This window comes from Echinimonas agarilytica (genome assembly GCF_023703465.1).
Classification (GTDB): domain Bacteria; phylum Pseudomonadota; class Gammaproteobacteria; order Enterobacterales; family Neiellaceae; genus Echinimonas; species Echinimonas agarilytica.
Genome location: NZ_JAMQGP010000001.1, coordinates 831,776 through 854,057 on the forward strand (window position 1 = coordinate 831,776; position 22,282 = coordinate 854,057).

The 22,282-nt window shown below is 46.4% G+C and carries 15 protein-coding genes; 9 read left to right on the top strand and 6 right to left on the bottom strand.

Going from position 1 to position 22,282, the window contains the following annotated elements; genetic code table 11:
* Nucleotides 1-52: 52 nt before the first annotated feature.
* The 6 genes from NAF29_RS03440 to hutW all read left to right on the top strand — a co-directional run bounded on the left by NAF29_RS03440 (nt 53) and on the right by hutW (nt 7,509).
* A complete protein-coding gene (locus NAF29_RS03440; RefSeq protein ID WP_251260085.1) occupies nt 53-799 on the top strand; it encodes a TIGR04219 family outer membrane beta-barrel protein in 747 nt (248 codons plus the stop codon).
* A 146-nt stretch (nt 800-945) separates the two neighbouring features.
* Nucleotides 946-2,715 (top strand): assimilatory sulfite reductase (NADPH) flavoprotein subunit, encoded by a 1,770-nt coding sequence (locus NAF29_RS03445; protein ID WP_251260086.1) that lies wholly within the window; start codon nt 946-948, stop codon nt 2,713-2,715.
* Nucleotides 2,715-4,442, top strand: a complete 1,728-nt coding sequence (gene cysI, locus NAF29_RS03450) for an assimilatory sulfite reductase (NADPH) hemoprotein subunit (RefSeq protein ID WP_251260087.1) — start codon at nt 2,715-2,717, stop codon at nt 4,440-4,442. The genes NAF29_RS03445 and cysI overlap by 1 nt, the downstream gene beginning before the upstream one ends.
* On the top strand, nt 4,423-5,178 hold the full coding sequence (locus tag NAF29_RS03455) for a phosphoadenylyl-sulfate reductase (protein WP_285817591.1): 756 nt from the start codon (nt 4,423-4,425) through the stop codon (nt 5,176-5,178). The genes cysI and NAF29_RS03455 overlap by 20 nt, the downstream gene beginning before the upstream one ends.
* Entirely contained in the window at nt 5,178-5,993 is an 816-nt protein-coding gene (gene cobA / locus NAF29_RS03460; RefSeq protein ID WP_251260089.1) for a uroporphyrinogen-III C-methyltransferase, read from the top strand. Before NAF29_RS03455 ends, cobA begins: the two co-directional genes overlap by 1 nt.
* A 145-nt stretch (nt 5,994-6,138) precedes the next feature.
* Nucleotides 6,139-7,509, top strand: coding sequence for a heme anaerobic degradation radical SAM methyltransferase ChuW/HutW (gene hutW / locus NAF29_RS03465; RefSeq protein ID WP_251260090.1), 1,371 nt, complete (start codon nt 6,139-6,141; stop codon nt 7,507-7,509).
* 117 nt (nt 7,510-7,626) lie between these two features.
* Here hutW and NAF29_RS03470 read toward each other — a convergent pair whose 3' ends face one another.
* The 4 genes from NAF29_RS03470 to NAF29_RS03485 form a co-directional block, all read right to left on the bottom strand.
* A complete protein-coding gene (locus NAF29_RS03470) occupies nt 7,627-8,265 on the bottom strand; it encodes a glutathione S-transferase (protein ID WP_251260091.1) in 639 nt (212 codons plus the stop codon).
* Nucleotides 8,266-8,340: 75 nt separating this feature from the next.
* Entirely contained in the window at nt 8,341-9,315 is a 975-nt protein-coding gene (locus NAF29_RS03475; protein WP_251260092.1) for an endonuclease/exonuclease/phosphatase family protein, read from the bottom strand.
* Between the two features lie 12 nt (nt 9,316-9,327).
* A complete protein-coding gene (locus tag NAF29_RS03480) occupies nt 9,328-10,128 on the bottom strand; it encodes a TIGR03899 family protein (RefSeq protein WP_251260093.1) in 801 nt (266 codons plus the stop codon).
* 115 nt (nt 10,129-10,243) lie between these two features.
* Nucleotides 10,244-13,492 carry a hypothetical protein gene (locus NAF29_RS03485; RefSeq protein ID WP_251260094.1) on the bottom strand — a complete coding sequence of 1,083 codons (3,249 nt, stop codon included), beginning with the start codon at nt 13,490-13,492 and terminating at the stop codon, nt 10,244-10,246.
* 179 nt (nt 13,493-13,671) lie between these two features.
* On the opposite strand from NAF29_RS03485, the gene NAF29_RS03490 reads away from it, so the two are divergent.
* From NAF29_RS03490 to NAF29_RS03500, 3 genes are all read left to right on the top strand, one after another.
* Entirely contained in the window at nt 13,672-14,022 is a 351-nt protein-coding gene (locus tag NAF29_RS03490; protein WP_251260095.1) for a hypothetical protein, read from the top strand.
* 117 nt (nt 14,023-14,139) lie between these two features.
* The gene (locus NAF29_RS03495) at nt 14,140-19,374 is read left to right on the top strand and encodes a PAS domain S-box protein (RefSeq protein WP_251260096.1); all 5,235 of its coding nucleotides are present in this window, start codon (nt 14,140-14,142) and stop codon (nt 19,372-19,374) included.
* A gap of 28 nt (nt 19,375-19,402) precedes the next feature.
* Nucleotides 19,403-20,467 carry a response regulator gene (locus tag NAF29_RS03500; protein ID WP_251260097.1) on the top strand — a complete coding sequence of 355 codons (1,065 nt, stop codon included), beginning with the start codon at nt 19,403-19,405 and terminating at the stop codon, nt 20,465-20,467.
* Between the two features lie 78 nt (nt 20,468-20,545).
* Here NAF29_RS03500 and ppa read toward each other — a convergent pair whose 3' ends face one another.
* Nucleotides 20,546-21,076, bottom strand: coding sequence for an inorganic diphosphatase (ppa, locus tag NAF29_RS03505; protein ID WP_251260098.1), 531 nt, complete (start codon nt 21,074-21,076; stop codon nt 20,546-20,548).
* 86 nt (nt 21,077-21,162) lie between these two features.
* On the bottom strand, nt 21,163-22,167 hold the full coding sequence (gene fbp / locus NAF29_RS03510) for a class 1 fructose-bisphosphatase (RefSeq protein ID WP_285817592.1): 1,005 nt from the start codon (nt 22,165-22,167) through the stop codon (nt 21,163-21,165).
* Between the last annotated feature and the right edge of the window lie 115 nt (nt 22,168-22,282).

A 22,282-nucleotide genomic window follows, 5' to 3' on the forward strand; every position in this document is an offset into this window, starting at 1 on the left:
CGCTCACACACTATTAATGGCGCACAAGACGCCATTATTGCGAGACAAGATAATGATAAAAACATTAATTACTTTAGCGGGAGCGTTATCCCTGATCGCGCCCGTTGCTCAAGCTGACATGCTTGGCTTCAAATTTGGTATTCAAGGTTGGTCGCAGTCTGTTGATGGTGGCTATGGCGTCACCCAAGACTTCCCTGACTACAACATCGATGGTGACACAGCCATGACAGGCTATGTGTCGTTTGAACATCCTCTCCCTCTCGTTCCAAACGTAAAGTTGCGCTTTTCCGATTATGACGCTGACGGCAATAATGCACTTGCTGATGATGTCAGTATCGGCGGTGTCGTCATTCCTGCCGGAACTGAATTCAAAGCTGTGGTTGATGCCAAAACAATTGATTACATCATGTACTACGAAGTGTTGGACTTTGATGTAGGCAGCCTCGACTTAGGCTTAAATGTGCGTCAACTCGACGGTGATGTGCGTCTTGTGACGGATGTTGAAACCGGAAGCGAGTCACTCGACTCATTTATTCCAATGTTCTACGGTGCCGCCAGTACTGAATTTCCATTTTCAGGGATTTCAGCATACGGTGAGTTTAACTACATCAAGTATGATGGTAGCAAGCTACTCGATTGGCAATTGGGCCTGGGCTATAAAGTCATCGACAGCTTAGCGTTGAATTTAACCGCTCAGCTAGGCTACCGCGTGTCTCATTACGAACTTGACGACATTGATAACATCTATGGCGACCTTAAATATGATGGTGCCTACTTGGGTGTTGAAGCGCATTTCTAAATAAAGATGTGGTCATGTTTGATGCGAAGGCGCTTAAATAGCGCCTTATTTCATTATGATATATAAAAATCAATATCCATTCTTTTGTGTTATTTAAAAAACACTTTAATCTTATCGCACTCAATAAAAGTAAGGTTAGCCAGACCATGCAATTACCAGGACTCACCAGTCCCTTGACGGACCAACAACTAAGCAAGCTTCAGCAAGCGCTTGCTGAGATGTCGCCACTGCAAATGAGCTGGGTTAGCGGTTATTTAGCAGCCCTTAGCCAAGCCGGTGCCGGAACTATTCCTGCTGGAGCGCCCGTTGCAGCCGCAGGCGAAAGCCTCAAACTCACTATTTTAGTGGCATCGCAAACAGGTAACGCCGCAGGCGTTGCGAAACAACTGAAAGCTAAAGCTGACGAACAAGGTGTAGCCGCCGATGTTGTTAGCATGGGTGATTTCAAGCCTAACAAGCTCAAAAATGAAAAACTGTTGGCCATTGTTGCGTCCACGCATGGTGAAGGCGAGCCACCAGATGATGCTGAAGAGTTGCATAGTTTCTTGGTCAGCAAAAAAGCACCCAAACTCAACGATGCCCAATACACGGTATTGTCGTTAGGTGACTCAAGCTACGAATTTTACTGCCAAACGGGTAAAGACTTTGACGAGCGTTTAGGCAAGCTGGGCGCGCAAGCATTTGTTCCTCGTGTTGATTGTGATGTTGATTACGACGAAGCTGCGGCAACGTGGATTGAAGATGTTGTTGCGAAAGCCAAAGAGTTAACAGCGTCCTCGGCAGCTCCTACAGTGGCAGGAACCGCTGCGGTTTCAGCACCGGCTGAAAGCCAATACAACAAGAAAAACCCGTTTAACGCGAGCTTGTTGACCAACCAGAAAATTACAGGCCGAGATTCGATCAAAGACATTCGTCATATCGAAATCGACTTGGAAGGCTCTGATCTTCAGTATCAAGCCGGAGACGCACTGGGCGTTTGGTTTGAGAATGACGCGGCGTTGGTCGATGAATTACTCACGCTTGTCAAACTCGAAGGCAATGCAGAATTACGCGCGGCCTTGATTAATGAGTATGAGTTAACACTGAGCTACCCAGGCTTCATTAAAGGTTTGGCAGAAGTAACGGGCAATGCAGAGCTCAAAGCGATGGCCGAAGATGCCACCCAGCTTCGTGACTACATTGCAGATCGCCAAATCATCGATATTGTTCGTGACTATCCGTTAGAGCTAACCGCTGAGCAGCTAACCGGCGCATTGCGCAAAATGGCGCCACGTTTGTACTCTATCGCTTCAAGTCAGGCTGAAGTTGACGAAGAAGTTCACTTAACCGTGGGCGTGGTCAGTTACGATGCGCACGGCAAGCCACATATGGGGGGCGCATCTGGATTTTTAGCTGAACGCCTTGAAGACGGTGGACAGGTGAAAGTTTTTGTTGAGCCAAACAACAACTTCCGTCTCCCTGCAAACCCTGAAACGCCAATTATTATGGTTGGCCCAGGCACTGGCGTTGCACCGTTCCGTTCATTCATGCAACAGCGTGATGCCGACGGCATTGAAGGCAATAGCTGGATGTTCTTTGGCAACCCACACTTTACGCAAGACTTCTTGTATCAAGTGGAGTGGCAAGGTTATCTCAAGTCGGGTGCTCTCGAGCGCATGGATGTGGCGTTCTCACGCGATCAAGAACAAAAAGTTTACGTTCAACATCGTTTGCTCGAACAAGGCAAAGATGTGTATGCATGGCTTGAGCGCGGTGCGCACTTCTACGTGTGTGGCGATGCTAACCAAATGGCAAAAGACGTTCATGAAGCACTGCAAACAATTGTGCAAGAGCATGGCGGTAAGAGCGAAGAAGAAGCCCAGCAATATCTGACTGAATTGCGTAAGGCGAAGCGTTATCAACGGGACGTGTACTAATGAGCGACATTAATATCGAAGAATTGAAGGTCAAAGGTAATTTGGCCGACAACGAGCGTATGAAGCGCGAGAGCAATTTCTTACGCGGTACGATTGCAGAAGAGCTAAATGATCCGATCACCGGTGGTTTTGGGCCTGACAACTTTCAGTTGATCCGCTTTCACGGTATGTATCAGCAAGACGACCGTGATATTCGTGCAGAGCGTGCCAAGCAGAAGCTAGAGCCTTTGCATACGGTGATGTTGCGTGCACGTTTACCGGGCGGAATTATTCAACCCAGCCAGTGGTTAGGCATTGATAAATTTGCTGAAGAAAAGACGATTCACGGCAGTATTCGTCTGACAACGCGTCAAACATTTCAATTTCATGGAGTGCTTAAGCGCAACATGATTGAAATGCATCAAACCTTAAATGCAATGGGCATTGATTCCATTGCAACTGCGGGTGATGTGAACCGTAACGTACTGTGTACGAGTAACCCTGTTGAGTCTGAATTACACGCAGAAGCATATGACTGGGCGACTAAAATATCAGAGCACTTGTTACCTAAGACAAATGCCTATGCCGAGATTTGGTTGAACGGCGAAAAAGCTGAAACCACAGAAGAACCAATTTTGGGTTCGAACTACTTGCCACGTAAGTTCAAAACGACAGTGACCATCCCACCTTTAAATGATGTGGATATTCATGCCAACGACTTGAACTTTATTGCCATTTCAAACAATGGCAAGCTCATTGGTTTTAACGTGCTTGTGGGCGGTGGCTTGGCCATGACTCACGGAGATAACGCCACTTATCCGCGCAAAGCGAGCGAGTTTGGTTTTATCCCACTGTCGGCCACTCTTGATGTTGCCGCCGCTGTAGTAACCACTCAGCGTGACTTGGGCAACCGAGTGAACCGCAAAAATGCGAAAACTAAATACACGCTTGAACGTGTTGGTGTTGATGTATTTAAAGCAGAAGTTGAACGTCGCGCAGGTGTTCAATTTGAGGCGACTCGCCCTTATGAGTTTACCGAACGTGGTGATCGCTTTGGTTGGGTTGATGGGATTGACGGTAAGCAGCACTTAACCGTGTTTATCGAAAATGGTCGAATTTTGGACTTCCCAAACAAGCCACTGAAAACCGGTATGCGTAAGATTGCAGAAATTCATCAAGGTGATTTTCGCATGACGGCCAACCAAAACTTGGTCATTGCCGGTGTTGCGCCAGAGCAAAAAGACACGATTGAACAGCTTGCTCGTGAGCATGGTTTGATTGATGACGGCGTGAGCAATCAACGTTTGAGCTCTATGGCTTGTGTTGCGTTCCCAACGTGCCCATTAGCCATGGCCGAAGCTGAACGGATGTTGCCAGAGTTTGTCACTCAGATTGAAGGGTTGCTGGCAAAACACGGAGCGGCTGAAGAGTCCATCATTACTCGTGTAACGGGCTGTCCAAACGGTTGTGGACGCGCCATGTTGGCAGAAATTGGCTTAGTGGGCAAAGGCCCAAGCAAGTACAACTTGTATCTCGGCGGTACTCACAATGGTGAGCGTATCCCCCGCCTTTATCAGGAAAACATCACCGATGCTGAGATCCTCACGCACATTGATGGCCTGATTGGTCGTTGGCTTCAGGAACGTGATGGCGAAGAGCGCTTTGGTGACTTCGTGGTCCGTGCCGGCATTATTGCCCCTGTTGTCGACTCAGCGAAGGATTTTCATGATGCTGGCGCAATCGTCTAAAGTATTTGCGGAATTGTCTGCGGCAGAGCAATCATCTCAGTTGGCCAGCATTAATGCTGACCTTGAGAAAATGACCGCTCAGCAGCGTGTTACTTGGTCACTGGAAAATCTGCCGCAGGTGCAGGTTTTATCGTCTAGCTTTGGCATTCAAGCTGCGGTGTTATTGCACATGCTGACTGAGCAAAAGCCCGACATCCCAGTAGTGCTGGTAGACACAGGTTATTTGTTTCCTGAGACTTATCAATTTATTGATCAACTGACGGAACGCTTAAAACTCAATTTGCAGATTTATAGCAACAAAATGAGCCCTGCTTGGCAAGAAGCGCGATTTGGCAACTTGTGGGAAAACGGTGTAGAAGGCATTGAGCAATATAACCGTATGAACAAAGTTGAACCCATGCAGCGCGCTATGGCAGAGCTGAATGCTTCCACTTGGTATTCCGGTCTTCGTCGGAGCCAATCGAGTACGCGTAACAGTTTACCTGTGCTCGACCGCGTGAAAGACCGTTTTAAAGTGCTTCCAATCATTGATTGGAGCAATAAAGATGTGCATTACTACCTGAAAGAGAACGACCTTCCGTACCATCCATTGTGGGACAAAGGTTACGTGTCTGTGGGTGATGTGCACACCAGTCGTCCGCTTGAAGCTGGCATGACCGAAGAAGAAACCCGCTTCTTTGGTTTGAAACGCGAATGTGGTTTACACGAATCAAACGTTGACGGAGATGGTATCTAATGCCTTTAAGTGGCTCGCAAAGCACTGTTTTACAGGTACCCAGTCAATATCTAACAACACCAATGGCGCAAATCTCACTTGTGGGGGCTGGGCCGGGTGATGTTGGATTGCTAACCATCAATGCTTTACTTCGAATCCAGCAGGCTGAAATCGTATTGTTCGATTACTTAGTCTCTGAGCAAATTTTGTCGTTGTTGCCCTCAAGCTGTCAGCGTTATTGCGTTGGCAAAAAAGCAGGACAACACAGCATGACTCAAGATGCGACCAATCAGTTGCTACTTAAAGTCGCCGCGACCGGTAAACGCGTATTGCGCCTGAAAGGCGGCGACCCGTTTATTTTTGGTCGGGGGGCAGAAGAAATGCAAATTTTGCTCGACCAAGGTCATCATGTTGAAGTGATACCGGGGATCACCGCTGCGTCAGGTTGTGCCGCATATGCGGGGATTCCACTCACTCACCGCGATGTTGCGCAAAGCGCCACTGTGGTCACCGGCTTTTGTAAGAATGAAGGCAAAGCGCCCAACTGGAAACAGATGGCAGTATCGAATAGCACGGTTGTGGTCTACATGGGGCTGTTTAAAGCCGCTAAGATTGCCGCAGAACTCATAGATAATGGGCGCGATGCCAGTACGCCTGTTGCGATTATTGAGAAAGGCTGTACGCCCGAGCAACGTGTGGTTGAATGCGAACTTCAGCAGCTAGCAGATACAATTGCCGAGCATCAAATCCAGTCGCCGGCATTGCTTGTGATCGGTGATGTGGTGAGCATGCGATTGCAGCAACCTGCTGAAGATAAAGCGCATAACGCAGCCTAACCCCAAGTATTGTCGCGACGTAAAAAAACCAGAGCAGATGCTCTGGTTTTTTATGCGTGCCGATTGCGAGTTATATTGATCGAACACAAAAACAGAAAAATCGAATTGATTATTATTATCATCTAAAATGTTGGTGAGAATGATCATGCTGTTAACCCCCGAAATGACTGGTATTGCCAGTCCAGACCCACTAAAGAATGCATTTAAGATCAAAAATGCGGCTCATGCGGGTCGTCAAGGTTCGATGCCTATCTCGGTCGACCATCAAATGTGGCATCACTGGTGGAATATGCCGTCGTCTGCACAACGTCGTGCGCTTTATATTCATATCCCATTCTGCCGAAAACGTTGTAGCTTTTGTAACTTCTTTGAAAATGGTGCTCAGCCCCAGCGTGTCAGTCGGTATGTAAATGCGCTTTGTGAGCAGCTCGATCGCGCATCGAATACGGCGTTGGTGCAAAGTCGACCATTCGATACAGTGTATGTGGGCGGAGGAACTCCCACCGATATGTCGGCTGATGACTTATATCAATTGGGGCAGATGATTCGAAAGTTTCCTACAGTGGATGGCGCTGAAATAACGCTTGAAGGTCGGCTCAATGGTTTTGATGATGGCAAGTGGAATAGTGCACTGGAGTCTGGTTTTAATCGCTTTTCATTTGGTGTGCAAAGTTTTAATACTCAAGTGCGACAAGCCGCAGGGCGCTTGGATGAACGAGAACTTTTACTTGAGCGATTACATGGTTTAAGTCTGCATGAAACGGCAAGCATTGTGGTTGATTTGATGTTTGGGTTGCCCGGCCAAACTGACACGATCTGGCAACAGGACTTAGCCGATGTTATTGCATCAGGTGTGCATGGTGTCGATTTGTATCAGCTCATCAATTTACCCGGCAGTCGTCTCGAGCAGGCTGAAGGCAAGGGTAAGCCGATTCAAGGTTTTGCTGCTGGGCACAGAGCCGACAGTCAACAACGTGCTGAAATGTATCGATATGGCGCAAATACATTAGAACAAGCGAACTGGCAGCGGTTATCGAGTTGTCATTGGCGTCGCGATACGCGCGAGCGAAGTGTATACAACTCTTTGGCCAAAAGTGGCATCGAGATTTTACCTTTTGGCTCAGGAGCTGGCGGCAATATTCACGGTTACGGCATGATGAATAAGCGAGATTTGTCGAGCTGGTATGACGCTCAGGCTAATGAAAATAACTCGCTCTCAACGCTTCCGGTTCGTGTGCCGGCTATGTTTATGTCCCCAAATCCGGACGCAGCATTAGATGCCGCATTTAAACGTGGGCTCGATGCCGGAGAGCTTCCGTTCGATAGCCTGACGGTGGCGATGGTTGAGCATTTGATACCGTTGTTTGAAGCGTGGCAACAGCATGGTTTAGCCAAACTTTCGAAACGGGCTCTTTTGCTGACCATGGCGGGGCGATATTGGAATGTGAATCTGCAAACGGGGCTGTTTCTGTATTTGCAGGAAAATGTTATGCAGAATCTATCTGAAGCAAGTTAAGTAAACCCAAGTATTCGGCTAGTTATTGCGTCCGCCAAACAATACATTTTTGTATGGCGATCTACGGTGTTGCTGCATGCCCTCTGCTTCGAGAATGCGGAGGGGGTAGCGCTGGGGCTACTGAGCACCTTCACAAACATCGCCGTGAAATGAAGCCGCTTTGAACTCAGCCAGTTGCTCTAGCTGCTTGGAATAACTGGCAAGTTCTGGAAAGTCGGCGGGATCAATAAAACCTGGAATTTGGTTCTGGGTGAAGTACCACGCTACTGCGGTGGTAATGCCTGCTTGCCCTAACGTATGAGGATCGGTACTCATGGGCCTAGCGTTCAATTCATTCTCAAGTAATTGATACACATCTTTAAGCTGGGCACTCACTCGTTCAACCCAAGGCTGGTGCTGTTTTTCTTCGGGGCGTAGGTGCATTTCGTAATAGATCTGAACACTTTTTTCATTGGCCACCATGGCCAAACCAATCACTCGAAGCGCGCGCTTCACTTCTGAGATACTCGAAGGCATCAAAGAGCGTCGCGAACTGCGAATCGCTTCGGCATATTCAAGAATTAAAGTGGAGTCCATCAATATTTGTCCGTCATCGCAGATCAAAGTTGGGGCCTTCACGCCGGGGTTGATGGCTTTGAATTGATCAAAGTCTCTAAATACAGACAATGGTAGGTGTTCAAACTCAATATCGAGCAATTGAAGTGAGATTGCGACTCTGCGAACAAAAGGAGAGTCGAGCATGCCAATCAGTTTCATGAAGTGTCCTTATCAATAGAATCAGCGGAATTTTAGTGTATGAAGCATTGCTGTTTTGGACAAGTTTGAAACTCGTTATCGTCGAATTTCTATAGTGGCTTGAATGGCTGCGTGATCTGAGCATTGTTGGTCGCAACTTGGACGATAGTTAACTAAATGAGAGTCATGCGTGATGACCTGTTCGACATGTGCCAAATTGTGCTCACAGTCGGGATGAAATTCGGCAGAAAGTAATATTTGATCTAGGTAATTGCCCTGCGCGCCCCAATAAAAAGAAGGGCTGCGATTTAAATGACAATCAGCGGCAGAGTGTTGCGCAGCAAGTTCAAATGCGTCGTGCATGCGCCACACTGAGTTACGCTGGGCATCAAATGTTTGTTTTAGGGAGCTTAATAACGCTGAATCGAGTGAGTCATTTAGGTCGCCCATGATCACCGTTGGTAAAGGGGCGTGTTGATACTGGCGCATGACATCGTTGATGAGTGCGGTCACTTCCAGCCCGCGTTGTGCGTTTGCATTCCAGTTGCCAACGAGTTGTTGCTGGGCCTTGGAAAGGACGACTTGGTGACATTCATTAAGTTTGCTACGGCCTGACTTCAGGTGCGCGACGTAGACTCTCAATGGGCCAAAATTAGGAACCTGTAAAGTGGCACATAGTGGATTTCGGCTAAATATTTCGTGGGCTTGCACTCCCATCGCCGCTGCAATTTCTGCGGTAGGCTCTACAGCCTTAGAGCTGATGATCTGAAAGCGAGTGGCAAGGCCTACGGTTGAATGTTGGCAAACATGACCATCGTTTGGTAATTGTTCAGTGGCCACACAGAAGTTCGACAACCCCGACTGAATGCAAAGCCGCTCCAATTCATTTGGGCTGAAAATTTCTTGAAAACCTAAAATATCAGGCATTAAAGTGTCGATTTGGCGTTGTGTCCAATCGCATTTTTGGTGCCATTGTTGGTGCGTGTAAATCTTCTCTAATTCGTGGCAAGCCAGTGGCGGAGCCACAAAATTAAAAAGGTTGAGAGTGGCGACATTAAATTGATGGTTCACAGGCGGTGGGACCTAAGCTTCTATGGGCGACATAACGCTTTCGAGCATTTCAATCAGTTGTTGTGTGTAACCAGAATGTCCTTCGTTAAGAACTAGTTTTGCTAACTCATCACCGACTGGCGTGAGTCGGTAGTAACGCAATTTGAGTTGTTGAACATTGGGGCGAAAGCACAACGTATCTTGACCTATTTTAAGTTGATAATCGTTTTCTGTTGAAAGCGCGCTGGTCTCAAGTTCACTGTTGTAAACCAAGCCGTGTTCCATCATCCACAAAATATTGGAGTAGGGCATTCCAAAACGATTGAGGCTAATGGTTTGATGGCCTTTGCGTCCGAACATGCGCCACGTCGGAGGGTGGTAGCAGCCTAATATGATTTTTAAAGAGCGATCGCCGGGAGTTCTGCTGCATAAAGTGACTGCGAGCTGAAAAATGTCGGCATCTTTGCGGGTTAAGTCTTTGAGCGCACGCATACTACGAATGCTAAAACTGCCGCTCATGGCGGCTTCTTTTGAGAACACAAGCGCCCACAAACGCTGCATTTCTGGGTTTGATGTTTGTTCTGCAAACTCGATGAAAGCCGTTAACCAATCGGGATCTAATGCGTGATCGGAGGTGGACTGCTCACACAGTTTGAGCGCTTTGGCTAAAATAGCTTCAATGTTACTTTGCTGAGTTAAGTGCTGATGAGCTCGGCGTTTTTCAAGTCGCTGCGGCAATGTGGTTTGGGCTATTGATAGACTGACCCCAGCATTCTTCAATGCTTTTCTCGCGCTTGCTGCTGCGCTTCCCGGATGAATCTTATTGTTTGGCATGGGGCAGATATTCTTACATCTTCGACCTGTGAGGACTAAGAATGACGAATGCAACGGCTCGGTGCAAGTGAAGCTCTTACAGAAGTCGCTCTAAGGCTCATTTACCTCCCATGCCTTATCCTCCCATATTGGTGTATTGCGTGAGCGCAAATCCAATACCGCCAATTAAGAAAATAAAGGCTTTTACAATCGGTTGTTGTAGCAGTGGCCTGAATGCTCCATCGTTTCTCGCTTGAATCATTTGGGTGACTTTCTGGAGCTGCTCAGAGTGAATGGCCGATGCATCGTTTGCGGCAGCGGATGCGATCTCAGCTTGTCGTAGTGAACGTAATATATTAAGCCGCGTTTTTTCGGCTGCAGAGCGCAATTGAAATGCGTTGATGGTGCAAATGCCCACATTGATGGTCAGCATAATGCCCAGCGGTGTAGGGAATACCCAGTTGTCGAAATAGTTGGAGGTGGATAACAGCATCAACAAGATCGCGATAAATGGGAAATAAATCATGTGGCTCACATGCTTGGTTCGCCAGCCGATTAGGTCAATTTTAGTCATGGCGATGGTGAGCAATTGTGGCGTATCCAGTTTGCTGTTCCAATGTTCTAAGTTGTGGCTTTCAACAGTGAGTGATTCACGTCCAAGTGCCCGAATCCATATTCGGCACTGACGCGTCACATCGACCACATAAAACAGCACATAGAGCATGCTAATAGTGCTTAGAATCATAATCGGCATCATCACCAAAAATGTCCCACCTCTGAATAAAGGCGGAGGGCTTTCAGAGCACAGCATCCACAAACACATGAAAAATATAATGTAAATTAGAGTGTTAGTGGATACGCGAATGGTGGTTTGTGAAGTGGAACCGTAATGCTGATAGTCAGCCCAAAGTGTGTCGAGTGAGTAATGCGTTGCCGTTGATTTGGTACATGTGTTTTCAGATTGGGTTTTTGTATCCCAGTCCGCCAGCCTTGAGACTTTGTTATACCAAGTGGTGGCAACCCATATGGCAAGTGTTATCGAAGCAATGGGCATCCAAATATTAAATTGCGCAAGGGAAGTCTCCGTTGTTAAAAATACGGCAATAAGACCGGCACAAATGATCACCATTAACATAGGCACCCAGAGATTTAAGAATAATCGCGCCAAGACCGGCGGGCTCTGGTCGGCAGATTGTTGTTTGCGGGGCAATTGAAATGCTGATTCGAGACGTTGATTGTGACGATTTAGTACGTTCAAACTATTCGCAATAAACGTGCAGCAAGCGAGTAACAAGGCCGCTCTGAGATATATCGCAGGCCAAATGCTAATGCCATCAACCAAACTAAAAGGTTCTGGCGTTTTGAAATTAACGCCAATGACAACGGCTGTGAGCAAGGCATACGAAATGATGACGCTGGTGGCGAGTTTGGTATGGTCAGTCCATAAACTTTGGAACATGTGTTGTTTATCGAACTGACAATAATTGAGCAAAAATCCGCCAAAAAACAGCACCACAATGGCGTAAAACAAGGCGAACGATATTTGCGTTGCGATCTGGTTTTGCGTGGGCAAATAGTTCAGCACACGGGTATCAGTAATATTGGCTTCATTACGTGTTACAAGACGCACAGGACCTTTGCGTCCAACTTCCCAAATCACGGGGGATACATAGTGTAATAACTTCTCGGCCATCTCATCTGACGAACAAGGGGATGAACCACATGTCCAAGAGAAAGGTAGCTCTTGTGGGGCGACAGCAAGCAGTGTTGAGACAAAAACAGCTGACTGATAACTGCTGCGAAATGGCGGTACTTCTTTTTGTAGCAGCGGGTTTAGTTTAAGTCCATAACTGGACGCGACGATAAGGTTGCGGGTCCATGGATAGTCTTTGGCATGCAACCACTGTGCATTGGCATCGGAGGTGAAGAAAATGGCATGCGGGAATCGGTGGCGTAGGGTTTTTAAAATCACCAGTCGGTCATAAACATCGGTTCCGAGCAATCCAATGGCCACAATACCTTTGCGATTGTGCTGCGCTAATTGCTGATGCCGAAAGCTCATTTCTTTACCCAGCCGGTCGATGTAGTCAAATTGGCTGGCACCGGTAGCGCGATGCATTCGGTCGCCGTCCAGTGCCAACAGTGATTCTGTTTCATTTTTGGCATTTGATTCTTCAGGAGTGGAAACATCTGACACCCCTGCGGTAATGCCGTCAATACCGCGAAGGTATGAAAACTGAAGGAGTTGAGGGCAGTGATCTGGGGCTTCACAGAAGTTTTGTTTGAATGACTCGGTTAATGCTCGGCCATATTGGGTATCGAGCTCAGAAATTAACACCACGGTGCCTTTTTGATGCAGGCAGACGGGAATGTTTTGATTTTTACAGTCATCAATTTGGGGGGCTTCAATACGACGCACTTTCAATTCATTGACCAGTGCTTTGGCGATTTCAGAATCGGCTAATATGGTTCGATGGAAGCGAAATTTGACCTGATTCACCGCTATCGCATCAATCTTATTTTTAAGATCAACTTCGCTTGAATAATACTCGGATTGCTCATTTTTTTTGAACAAGGTGGCAGGGACGGTGGCAAAGGGCGAGTAAATTTCGACGACTGATGTATTTGCATTGGACTGGTTACTGGGGGGCTTGGAAGACTCAAGCAGCATGGTTTGCAATACTCCGGAGTCTGAAGGGCCAATAATCTTAAGCTTAGGCTGAGATTTTGAGTTAGGCGGGATCGTTCCAAAAGCGCTTTGCAGATTTGCGTTGAGTTGCGCCATAGCGTTCAGTGGTGCAGACAAAAACTGTTGTTCGTCGAGCCAAAGCAAGAGTACTTTCTTCCCTGACGCTGACTGATACCATTCGTAGGGAAGTACAAAGGTCCCGGACTGTTCACTGGCTGTGTCCGCTTTGGGGGATGTCGCGGGTGGAATTAGATGTTTCATTCCCGCCATCTGAATTTCTTCGGTTTTTAATGCGGTAAATTTAGCGCGGTTGAGTGCGGTCACGGTGGAATAGCGATAAATACGTCGGCGTTCCCGAATGGAGGCATAAGGTGAAGTGCTCACCATGACCCCTAGCACAATTGTGTTGTCGCCAGTGTATGACTCCGTATGACTTTGGCTGACAACCTTAGCAATTTGGGTGGTAAACGCTGAAGGTTCCACGGAATTTGAATTATTTCGAGCTTGGTAGTAGGCATTGAAAGGGTCTTGCCATAATCGTGCAGGCACGCTGCTCATATTTGAAATATCAGAAAGGTATTCGCGATCGTTGGGGCGGTTGCTAGTAGGTGTGACGTCACTAAACAGCAATGAACCTAAGGTTGCAAGTAAAATAAACCCCACCAAACTGAATACTGGACCATGTTGTTCATACATGTTGTGATCCTCCTGATCGCGCGTATCCAAAGTGCTACCGGAGGCTACAGTCAAGAATCGACACGGTCATTCAGCACGTATTAACTCTTAAGTTTAGTTTAAAAAATGATGTGTATGAATGATGACCGTTTTGCTGTGTCATACTGACATGGGTAGCGTTGTTAGAAGGTAGAAATGACATGTTGCGAATAACTATGTTCATCATACTGATGATTGTGACTGCACCAACGGTGGCAGGCAAAGTTGTGGTTCGAAAAAGCTCGGATCCCGAATTTGATCCGTGGGCGCTCAAGAAAGAGCTCATTCAACACAATGCATGGCAAGAATCGATGCGCCAGCAACACATATTAAACTGGGTTTACTCGTTGCCCGCTGGATGCTATTTGTACGCCTCTCCGTATCGATATTATGGCTGTGGTGGGCAGTATTGGCGTCCTTATGAATATCAAAATAAACAAATATTTGTTGAAATCGATGCCCCAGCAAATGCCCAGTCTGACCCAATAATCCATACCCATAAACCATGGTAGATTTTGATGGCTAACATGCTCATTTAATTACAGCTTTGTGATTGAAAACTGTCCATATTCTAATATTTTGAACTAGAGTATTCGTAGCCCTATTGAAATGATACCGGAACATCTTTCATGCGTTTTATGCCTCAAACTTTTCGCGGCCGAATTATCGCTTGTATCGTGCTGCCTGTCTGTTTAGTTCTATTGTGCGTTGATATTGTCAATATATATCGCGAGTATCAGCTCGAAGTTCAAAACAAACGTCAGTATGTGCAGCGCGTATCAAAGGCGGTTGCTTCAGATTTAAGTGACCAGATCCAAGCTTCAATGAAATTCAATCGTTCGGTTGTTCGGTTTTTGGAGCTTCATGGGCGAGAGATTAGCTCACTCATGATCGAAAAAATTATTTATTGGCATTTACAAGTAAATAAGGATGCATTCGGTTCCGCCATTGGATTTGTTCCCGGTGTGTTACCCAACCATGAATTGTATGCGCCTTACGCTTATCGCGAGGGTCATAAGCTCAGCCCAATCATGGATATTGCCCGTGATGGCTACAATTATGCTGACGGTACTCATGACTGGTTTACGTTGCCCATGCAGAGTGAATCTCGGGTCTGGACAGCGCCGTATTTTGATGAGGGAGCGGGCAACATATGGATGACTACTTATTCGGGGGCTTTCTATTGGGACGGCAAAATTGCAGGGGTCGTGACCACCGACATCGCCCTTGATGCCATCGTTCAAACACTCGATAAAGCGAAAGAGCCTACCTTCCTTATTGATGATAAGGGTAAGATCTTAAAGTATACCAATATTCAGCAACACCTTTCCGAGTCAACTTCAGAGCTACTCAACAACAATGAGTTAACGCATCAATATATTTCTAAAATCCTCAATAATGATTGGGAATATAAGTCCATTACCATTGATGGCGTGGACTACTATGTTGCTTCTGAGCCTATTCAAGGAAGGGCTTGGAATGTCATTGTGATCGTACCTGAAAATGCGCTTGTAGCGGTTGCAAAGCGCGATATGTGGTATGAGCTTATTAAATGGTTAACCGTAGGCATTTGCGTCATATTGTTTTCAATTTGGGCCTCTGCTCGGGTGGTTCGGCCATTAACACGGCTGAAAGATTCAGTGAATGAAATGGCACTGGGCAATACCTTGATTCAATTTGATGATGAAGGCGCTAAAGAACTTAGAGTTGTTGCTCGTAATTTTCAAAATGTCATTGCTGTATTAAAAGAGCGGGAAAAAAACCTCACTTCAGAGCGGGCAAACCGATTTGGCCAGTTGGTAGACTCACTTCGTTATGGAGCGGTTTATATTACGTTTGATGAGCACGGCTCTCCTATCAATGTTAGTTCCTCTGTGGCGCAAGTGCTGGGCATTGAGGCGAGTGTGTTTCTGGCATCTTATAATAAGCTGCTATCAGCCAGCCCTCGTGATTTTAATGCAGAGCATTTTGACCATATTCAGCAAGCCATTAAAGGGGGGGCTGTACCTGCACATCAGATAGAACTGATTCACCAAGATGGGCATCCGTTGCGATTTGATGTAACGCTTAGGGCATGCTCTGAGGGAGATTATGCGGCAGAGGCTCTGCTGACTGATGTGACGAAACGCGCCTATTCTGAGGAGTGGTACCACGCCATTATTGACACCGCCCCCGATGCCATTTTACTGGTGAATGAGGAAGGTAATATTGTATTTGCTAACCAGCGAGCGGTGACTATTTTTGGGTATAAACTCGAAGCGTTAGAAGGCAACAAAATTGAAATGTTACTTCCTGATCGATTCAAAGAGCATCACCCACAAATGCGAAGTGGTTTCTTTCAGCGCCCAGTGATGCGAGAAATGGGCGCAGGCCTTACGCTATATGGCCAACGTAATGGCGGAGAACAATTTCCAGTTGAAGTCAGTTTAAGCTTGTTGCCTCAGTCGCCAACCGGAGAACGAGTGGCGGCGAGCGTCATTCGAGATGTGTCCGACAAGCATGACGCGCGTGAGCGCTTGAAAGAAAGTGAAGTTCGTTTTCGTACCATGGTGAATAATTTACCTGGCGTTGTGTATCGCTGTGCGCTGGATGAGCATTGGACCATGGAGTACATCAGCGACCACATCAAGCTCATTAGTGGTTACCCCGCGAGCGACTTCATCAACAATAAAATACGCACGTTTGAAAGTGTGATTCACCCTGAAGATAGCCCATTGGTCTCCTTTGCTATTGAAGATGCTGTCATAAAAAGAGAGCCTTACTCGGTGGAATATCGGATTGTGGATCGCAAGGGCAAAGAGCATTGGGTCGCAGAAAAAGGTCGAGCATCTTATTCAGGTGAAGAGGCCATTCATCTTGATGGTTCGGTCATTGATATTACTGCGCAACGAGAAGCTCAGCGTCAAATTCAGCAGTCGCAGCAGCAGCTCAATAACATTACCAATTCTCTGCCTGGCACTGTTTTCCAATTAAGAGAAGTCACTGAAAACGATTTTCAATTCACCTTCGTTAGTCTTTCTAGTTTGCAGACATTGGGGATCCCAAAAGATCAATTAACCGGATCGTTTAATAACTTTTTAGCACTGATGGATTCAACACATCAGCAAAGCTTGTATCAAGGGTTGAACAGCAGTAAGACGACGATGACGCCGCTGCGACTCGAACTGTCAGTGACGCCCCCGTCGGGATCGTTGAAATGGGTAGAGCTAGCCATGATGCCAATCTTTACTCATGGTCAGCGTCCAGAGTGGAATGGTTATATCTATGATATCAGTGATCGCATTGAGTTAAACGAAGCGCGCAACCGCAGCGAAGCGCATTATCGAGCTCTGTTTAATAGTGCCGGTATCGGCATGACGAACATTGATAGACGCGCCAATTTGATTAATTGTAATGAGCAGTTTGCTGACTTTACCGGCTATTCAATTGATGAATTGACGCGTATGCACTTGCTCGAACTGCTGCACAAAGATGCCAATAACTTAAGTAGTGGCGAGCTATTCGAATTGTTCAGTGGCGAACAAGTCCGAATCCTCGATGAATTTGAATTTGTGCGTAAAGATGGTGCCGTTCGGGTGGGCTATGTTTGCGTCACTTTAATGCCTGATTCGGATGCCAATGAGCCGCTTGCAGTGATGACAGTGGATGATATTACCGAGCGCAAACAAATGTCAGCGGAGCTTGAAAAAGCGAAGGAAGAAGCCGATTCAGCCAATAAGGCGAAAAGCGATTTTCTCGCCAATATGAGTCATGAAATTCGGACTCCTATGAATGCGATTATCGGCATGGCGCACTTATGCCAGCAAACTAAGTTAGACAGTAAACAGTCGAACTATGTATCTAAAATTGAAAATGCATCGACAGCTCTATTAACCATTATCAACGATATTTTAGATTTCTCTAAAGTCGAAGCGGGGCATTTGGAGCTGGAAGAGATTGATTTTCGCCTAGATGAGGTGCTTGAGCGACTTAGCGACCTATTCGGGCCACAAGCACAAGAAAAAGGTTTGGAGTTATTATTCTCCGTTCAGCCCGATGTACCTCCAAAACTGACAGGAGATCCTCTCAGGCTAGGCCAAGTGCTCACAAATTTAGTGAGTAATGCGCTTAAATTCACAAAGCGCGGTGAGATTGTTATTCGCATTGAACCGCAGAAGAGTGAAAGCGGTAAAGTCACTTTACTGTTTATGGTGGAAGACACCGGTATCGGCATGACAACTGAGCAGAGCAGTAAATTGTTCAAAAGCTTCTCTCAAGCGGACACTTCTACAACTCGCAAGTACGGAGGTACTGGCTTGGGCCTGGCTATTTCCAAACGTATTTGTGGGCTCATGGGCGGAGATATTTGGCTGGAAAGTCAGCCGGGTCGAGGCACGAAGTTCTCATTTACCGCCCAGTTTGGGGAAATCTCCCATGAACGAATCAATACCTCAGATAAGAAACTCCTCTCTGGTAAATGCGTGCTGGTGGTTGATGACAATCATTTTGCCCGAGAAGTGCTGCAACTCCTGCTCGACAGCTTTGGCTTTAAAGTGCTTAGTGCGGCCAATGGGTTTGATGCCGTTGAAATCTATGAGCGTGAAAAATCGAATATCGACTTAGTCATATTAGATTGGCGCATGCCCGGTATTGATGGCGTAGAGACGGCATCGCGCCTGCAAGACCTCATGCCAGAATCGGGTCTGCACATCATCATGGTCACGGCATATGGCAATCAAGAGCTTGATAGTCAGCTAGCCGCTCTAGGTATTCACACCATGTTGCACAAGCCAGTGAGCCCTTCATCATTACTCGACTCCATCATGAACCTCATGGTTGGCCGAAAAGAAGTATCTGAAGCGAAATCGAATACTGACTTTGTCGTGACCGACCAACTGAAATCAAAACGTTTGCTGTTGGTTGAAGACAATGAAGTGAATCAAGAGGTGGTGACTGAGCTGCTCGAACAACAGGGTTTTGTGAATGTAGATGTGGCGAACAATGGGCAAGAAGCGCTCACGGCAGTCAATGAAAATACCTATGATCTGGTGTTAATGGATTGCCAAATGCCAGTGATGGACGGATACGAAGCGACGCGCCAAATTCGAACGCTAGATCAATTCAAATTACTGCCTATTGTAGCCATGACAGCGAATGCAATGGCGGGAGACCGAGAACGTTGCATTGCCGCTGGAATGAACGACCATATCGCCAAACCAATCGATGTCAGTGCCATGCAGAAAACGATTGTGAAATGGCTTGAAATTGAGCCATTGGAGTCGGCAGAAAAGCCAGAATTGACACATGTTGCGTGGCCGTCGCACCCTGAATTAGATGTTGACCGCGGGCTTACTCTCGTTCAAGGCAGTGTCAAAATTTACAGCAAATTGTTAACTCGTTTTGTGGAGCACCACGAAAGTTTTATCAACGACTTTCAGGGGTTAATTTCACAAGGAAAAGAGGAAGAAGCGAAACGATTAGCCCACACTTTCAAAGGCTTATGCGGTTCCTTAGGGTGCGAAGTATTACAGGATTATGGGAGAGACGTCGAAGAGCTCATGATCACAGAACAAGGGTGTGATCATGTGTTGATGCTGATTGATCCTATATTAAAAGGAGTGTGTGATTCGATTCGTTACTGGTTGGAACGAATACGTCAACAGGATGATCTGGCCTCGCAATCTCAAGATGTAGAGGTGTCAGCCGAGCAACTGCAACAGCTTGTGTCATTGTTACAAGAATCAGATGTTGACGCTGTTGAGTTGGCAGAATCACTGGCCAACCAATTTCCAAAAGATGATAGCTGGAAGCATTTAATCAATTTGATCAGCCACTATGAATATGATGAGGCCATCGAGCTACTTAGAAACAAGTGGCTGTCCTGATATAGCCAGATATGGAAAAAGGTGTGACATGAATTCAGATGTGAAACAGACCGTACTTGTAGTAGATGATACTCCCGAGAACGTTGATGTTCTCGCCGGTATTTTGCGGGCTGAGTACAAAGTCAAAGTGGCTATGAAAGGGCAGAAAGCGCTCGATTTAGCGAATTCAGAGACTCCTCCAGATATCATATTACTCGATATTATGATGCCGGAAATGGACGGCTATGAGGTGTGTAAGAAGCTCAAAGAGAATCCTAAAACAAATCGTATTCCGGTCATCTTTGTCACAGCCAAGGGTGAAGTTGAAGATGAGACGAATGGCTTTGAGTTAGGTGCCGTGGACTATATAACCAAACCTGTAAGCCCTCCGGTTGTACAGGCTAGAGTGAAGACTCACTTGTCGCTCTATGACCAAGAACGCTACCTTGACCACTTAGTCGCTGAACGAACCGCAGCACTTGAGTCAACCCGAATGCAAATCATTCGACGTTTAGGTCGAGCAGCGGAATTCAAGGACAATGAAACAGGAATGCACGTGGTTCGTATGAGCCATTACTCTCGTATTATTGCCGAAGCTTTAGAGATGCCAGAGGACTACTGCGAACTTATTCTAGGAAGTGCTCCTATGCATGATATTGGTAAAATCGGGATTCCAGATCGTATTCTGTTGAAACCTGGAAGACTAACTGATGAAGAATGGGTAAGTATGCGAACTCATCCCGTCATTGGTGCCACTATTATCGGCGAGCACGATTCCGAATTGTTGAAGATGGCGAAAGTTATTGCGCTGACTCACCATGAAAAGTGGGACGGCTCAGGCTACCCAAATGGTCTGTCTGGTGAAGCCATTCCGATTGAAGGACGGATTATTGCGATTGCCGATGTGTTCGATGCTCTTACTACTGAACGCCCGTATAAGAAGGCATGGACAGTTGAGGATGCGATTGCCACGATTGAGAAAGATGCGGGCACTCATTTTGACCCAGAACTGGTCAAAGTCTTTGTGTCGCAATTGCCAAAGGTACTTGAAGTTAAAGCGCGTTATGCAGAGACGAGTGTTGAGCAAATAGCAGCTATGGCAGCGGTTGATTAACATGAAAGGCTGAATTTGACGCATAAAAAATGCCGGATACATATCCGGCATTTTGGTATTCAAAGGTCGCTCAAGTGTTTAGCTTTCTTGGTAGCGTTTGGCACTTTCCAAGATTTCTGCACGAGCAGCGGCTGCGTCAGCCCAGCCTTCAACTTTAACCCACTTGCCAGCTTCGAGCGCTTTATAGTTCTCGAAGAAGTGCTGGATTTGGTTTTTAAGAAGCTCTGAAACATCATCGATATCTTTGATGTCTTCGTAGTCTTTGCTCATTTTTGTATGAGGGACTGCAATGATTTTTGCATCTTCACCAGACTCGTCAGTCATGTTCAATACGCCAACTGGACGACAGCGAATCACAGAGCCCGCGAGAAGTGGGTGTGGTGTTTGAACCAATACATCAACTGGGTCACCGTCTAAAGACAATGTCTTGTTCACGTAACCGTAGTTTGCTGGGTAAAACATTGGAGCAGTCATCAAACGGTCAACGAATAAAGCGCCGCTATCTTTGTCTACTTCATATTTAATTGGGTCAGCGTTTGCTGGGATTTCAATGATCACATAGATGTCATCAGGCAATTCTTTGCCAGCAGGTACATCGTTCAGGCTCATGTTGGATTCCTTGACTAGAAAAATAAGCATTGGTTATGTCGCAGCATTATAGCTGCGACAGTTTTGAATTCCAGCAGCTTATGCGTTTAATCTTTGAACTCTTCCATGAATCGTTCCGCGTCGGCCACCATGTTGCTCGATCCTACAAAATAGGGCACTCGCTGATGAAGTTCCGTAGGAATGATGTCCATGATTCTGCTGTAGCCATCAGAAGCGCTGCCGCCTGCTTGCTCTGCAATAAATGCCATTGGGTTACATTCATATAATAGGCGGAGTTTACCTTGCGGTGCACTTTGGGTGGTGGGGTACATGTAAATACCACCTTTGAGCATGTTGCGATGAAAATCAGAAACCAGTGAACCAATATAACGTGATGTATATGGGCGGCTGGTTGCTTCATCGTTTTCTTGGCAATATTTCAGATATTTTTTCACACCTGTTGGAAATTTAATGTAGTTGCCTTCATTGATGGAGTACATTTTTCCGTCTTTGGGCATGGTTAAATTTGGATGAGAGAGTGCGAATACGCCCAACGTAGGGTCATAGGTAAATCCGTTTACGCCATTGCCGGTGGTGTAAACCAACATGGTTGAGGAGCCATAAATGACGTAGCCTGCTGCAACTTGGTTGCGGCCAGGTTGAAGGAAATCTGCTGCTGACACAGGTTCGCCAACCGGAGTAATGCGGCGGAAAATAGAAAAAATAGTACCGACAGAAACGTTTACATCAATATTCGATGAACCATCAAGTGGATCCATTAATACAACATATTTGGCGTTGCGTCCGCGTTCTCCAGAAAATGCTACGTATTCATCTTCTTCTTCTGAAGCGATACCACAGACTTCACCGCGGGCTTCGAGTGCGGCTTTAAACTTGTCATTTGCGAATACATCGAGTTTTTGTTGGGCTTCACCCTGCACATTTTCTTGGCCTGCAGCTCCAATAATGTCGGGAGATAGGCCTGCGCGGTTGATTTCACGGTTAACGATTTTTGCTGCAAGACGGATAGCACTAATAAGAGAGGAGAGTTCACCGGTTGCATGTGGAAAAGCGTGTTGTTGTTGGACGATAAATTCGCCCAGCGTTGTCATTCCTGCCATAACTAATAGATCCTTTTTAATTTACGAAATTGGCTTTTATTGTTTTAGTTTTATATTCACCTTGTTTATTGTGACTCAAATCTCATATTTTTCGACAGTTGAGTTA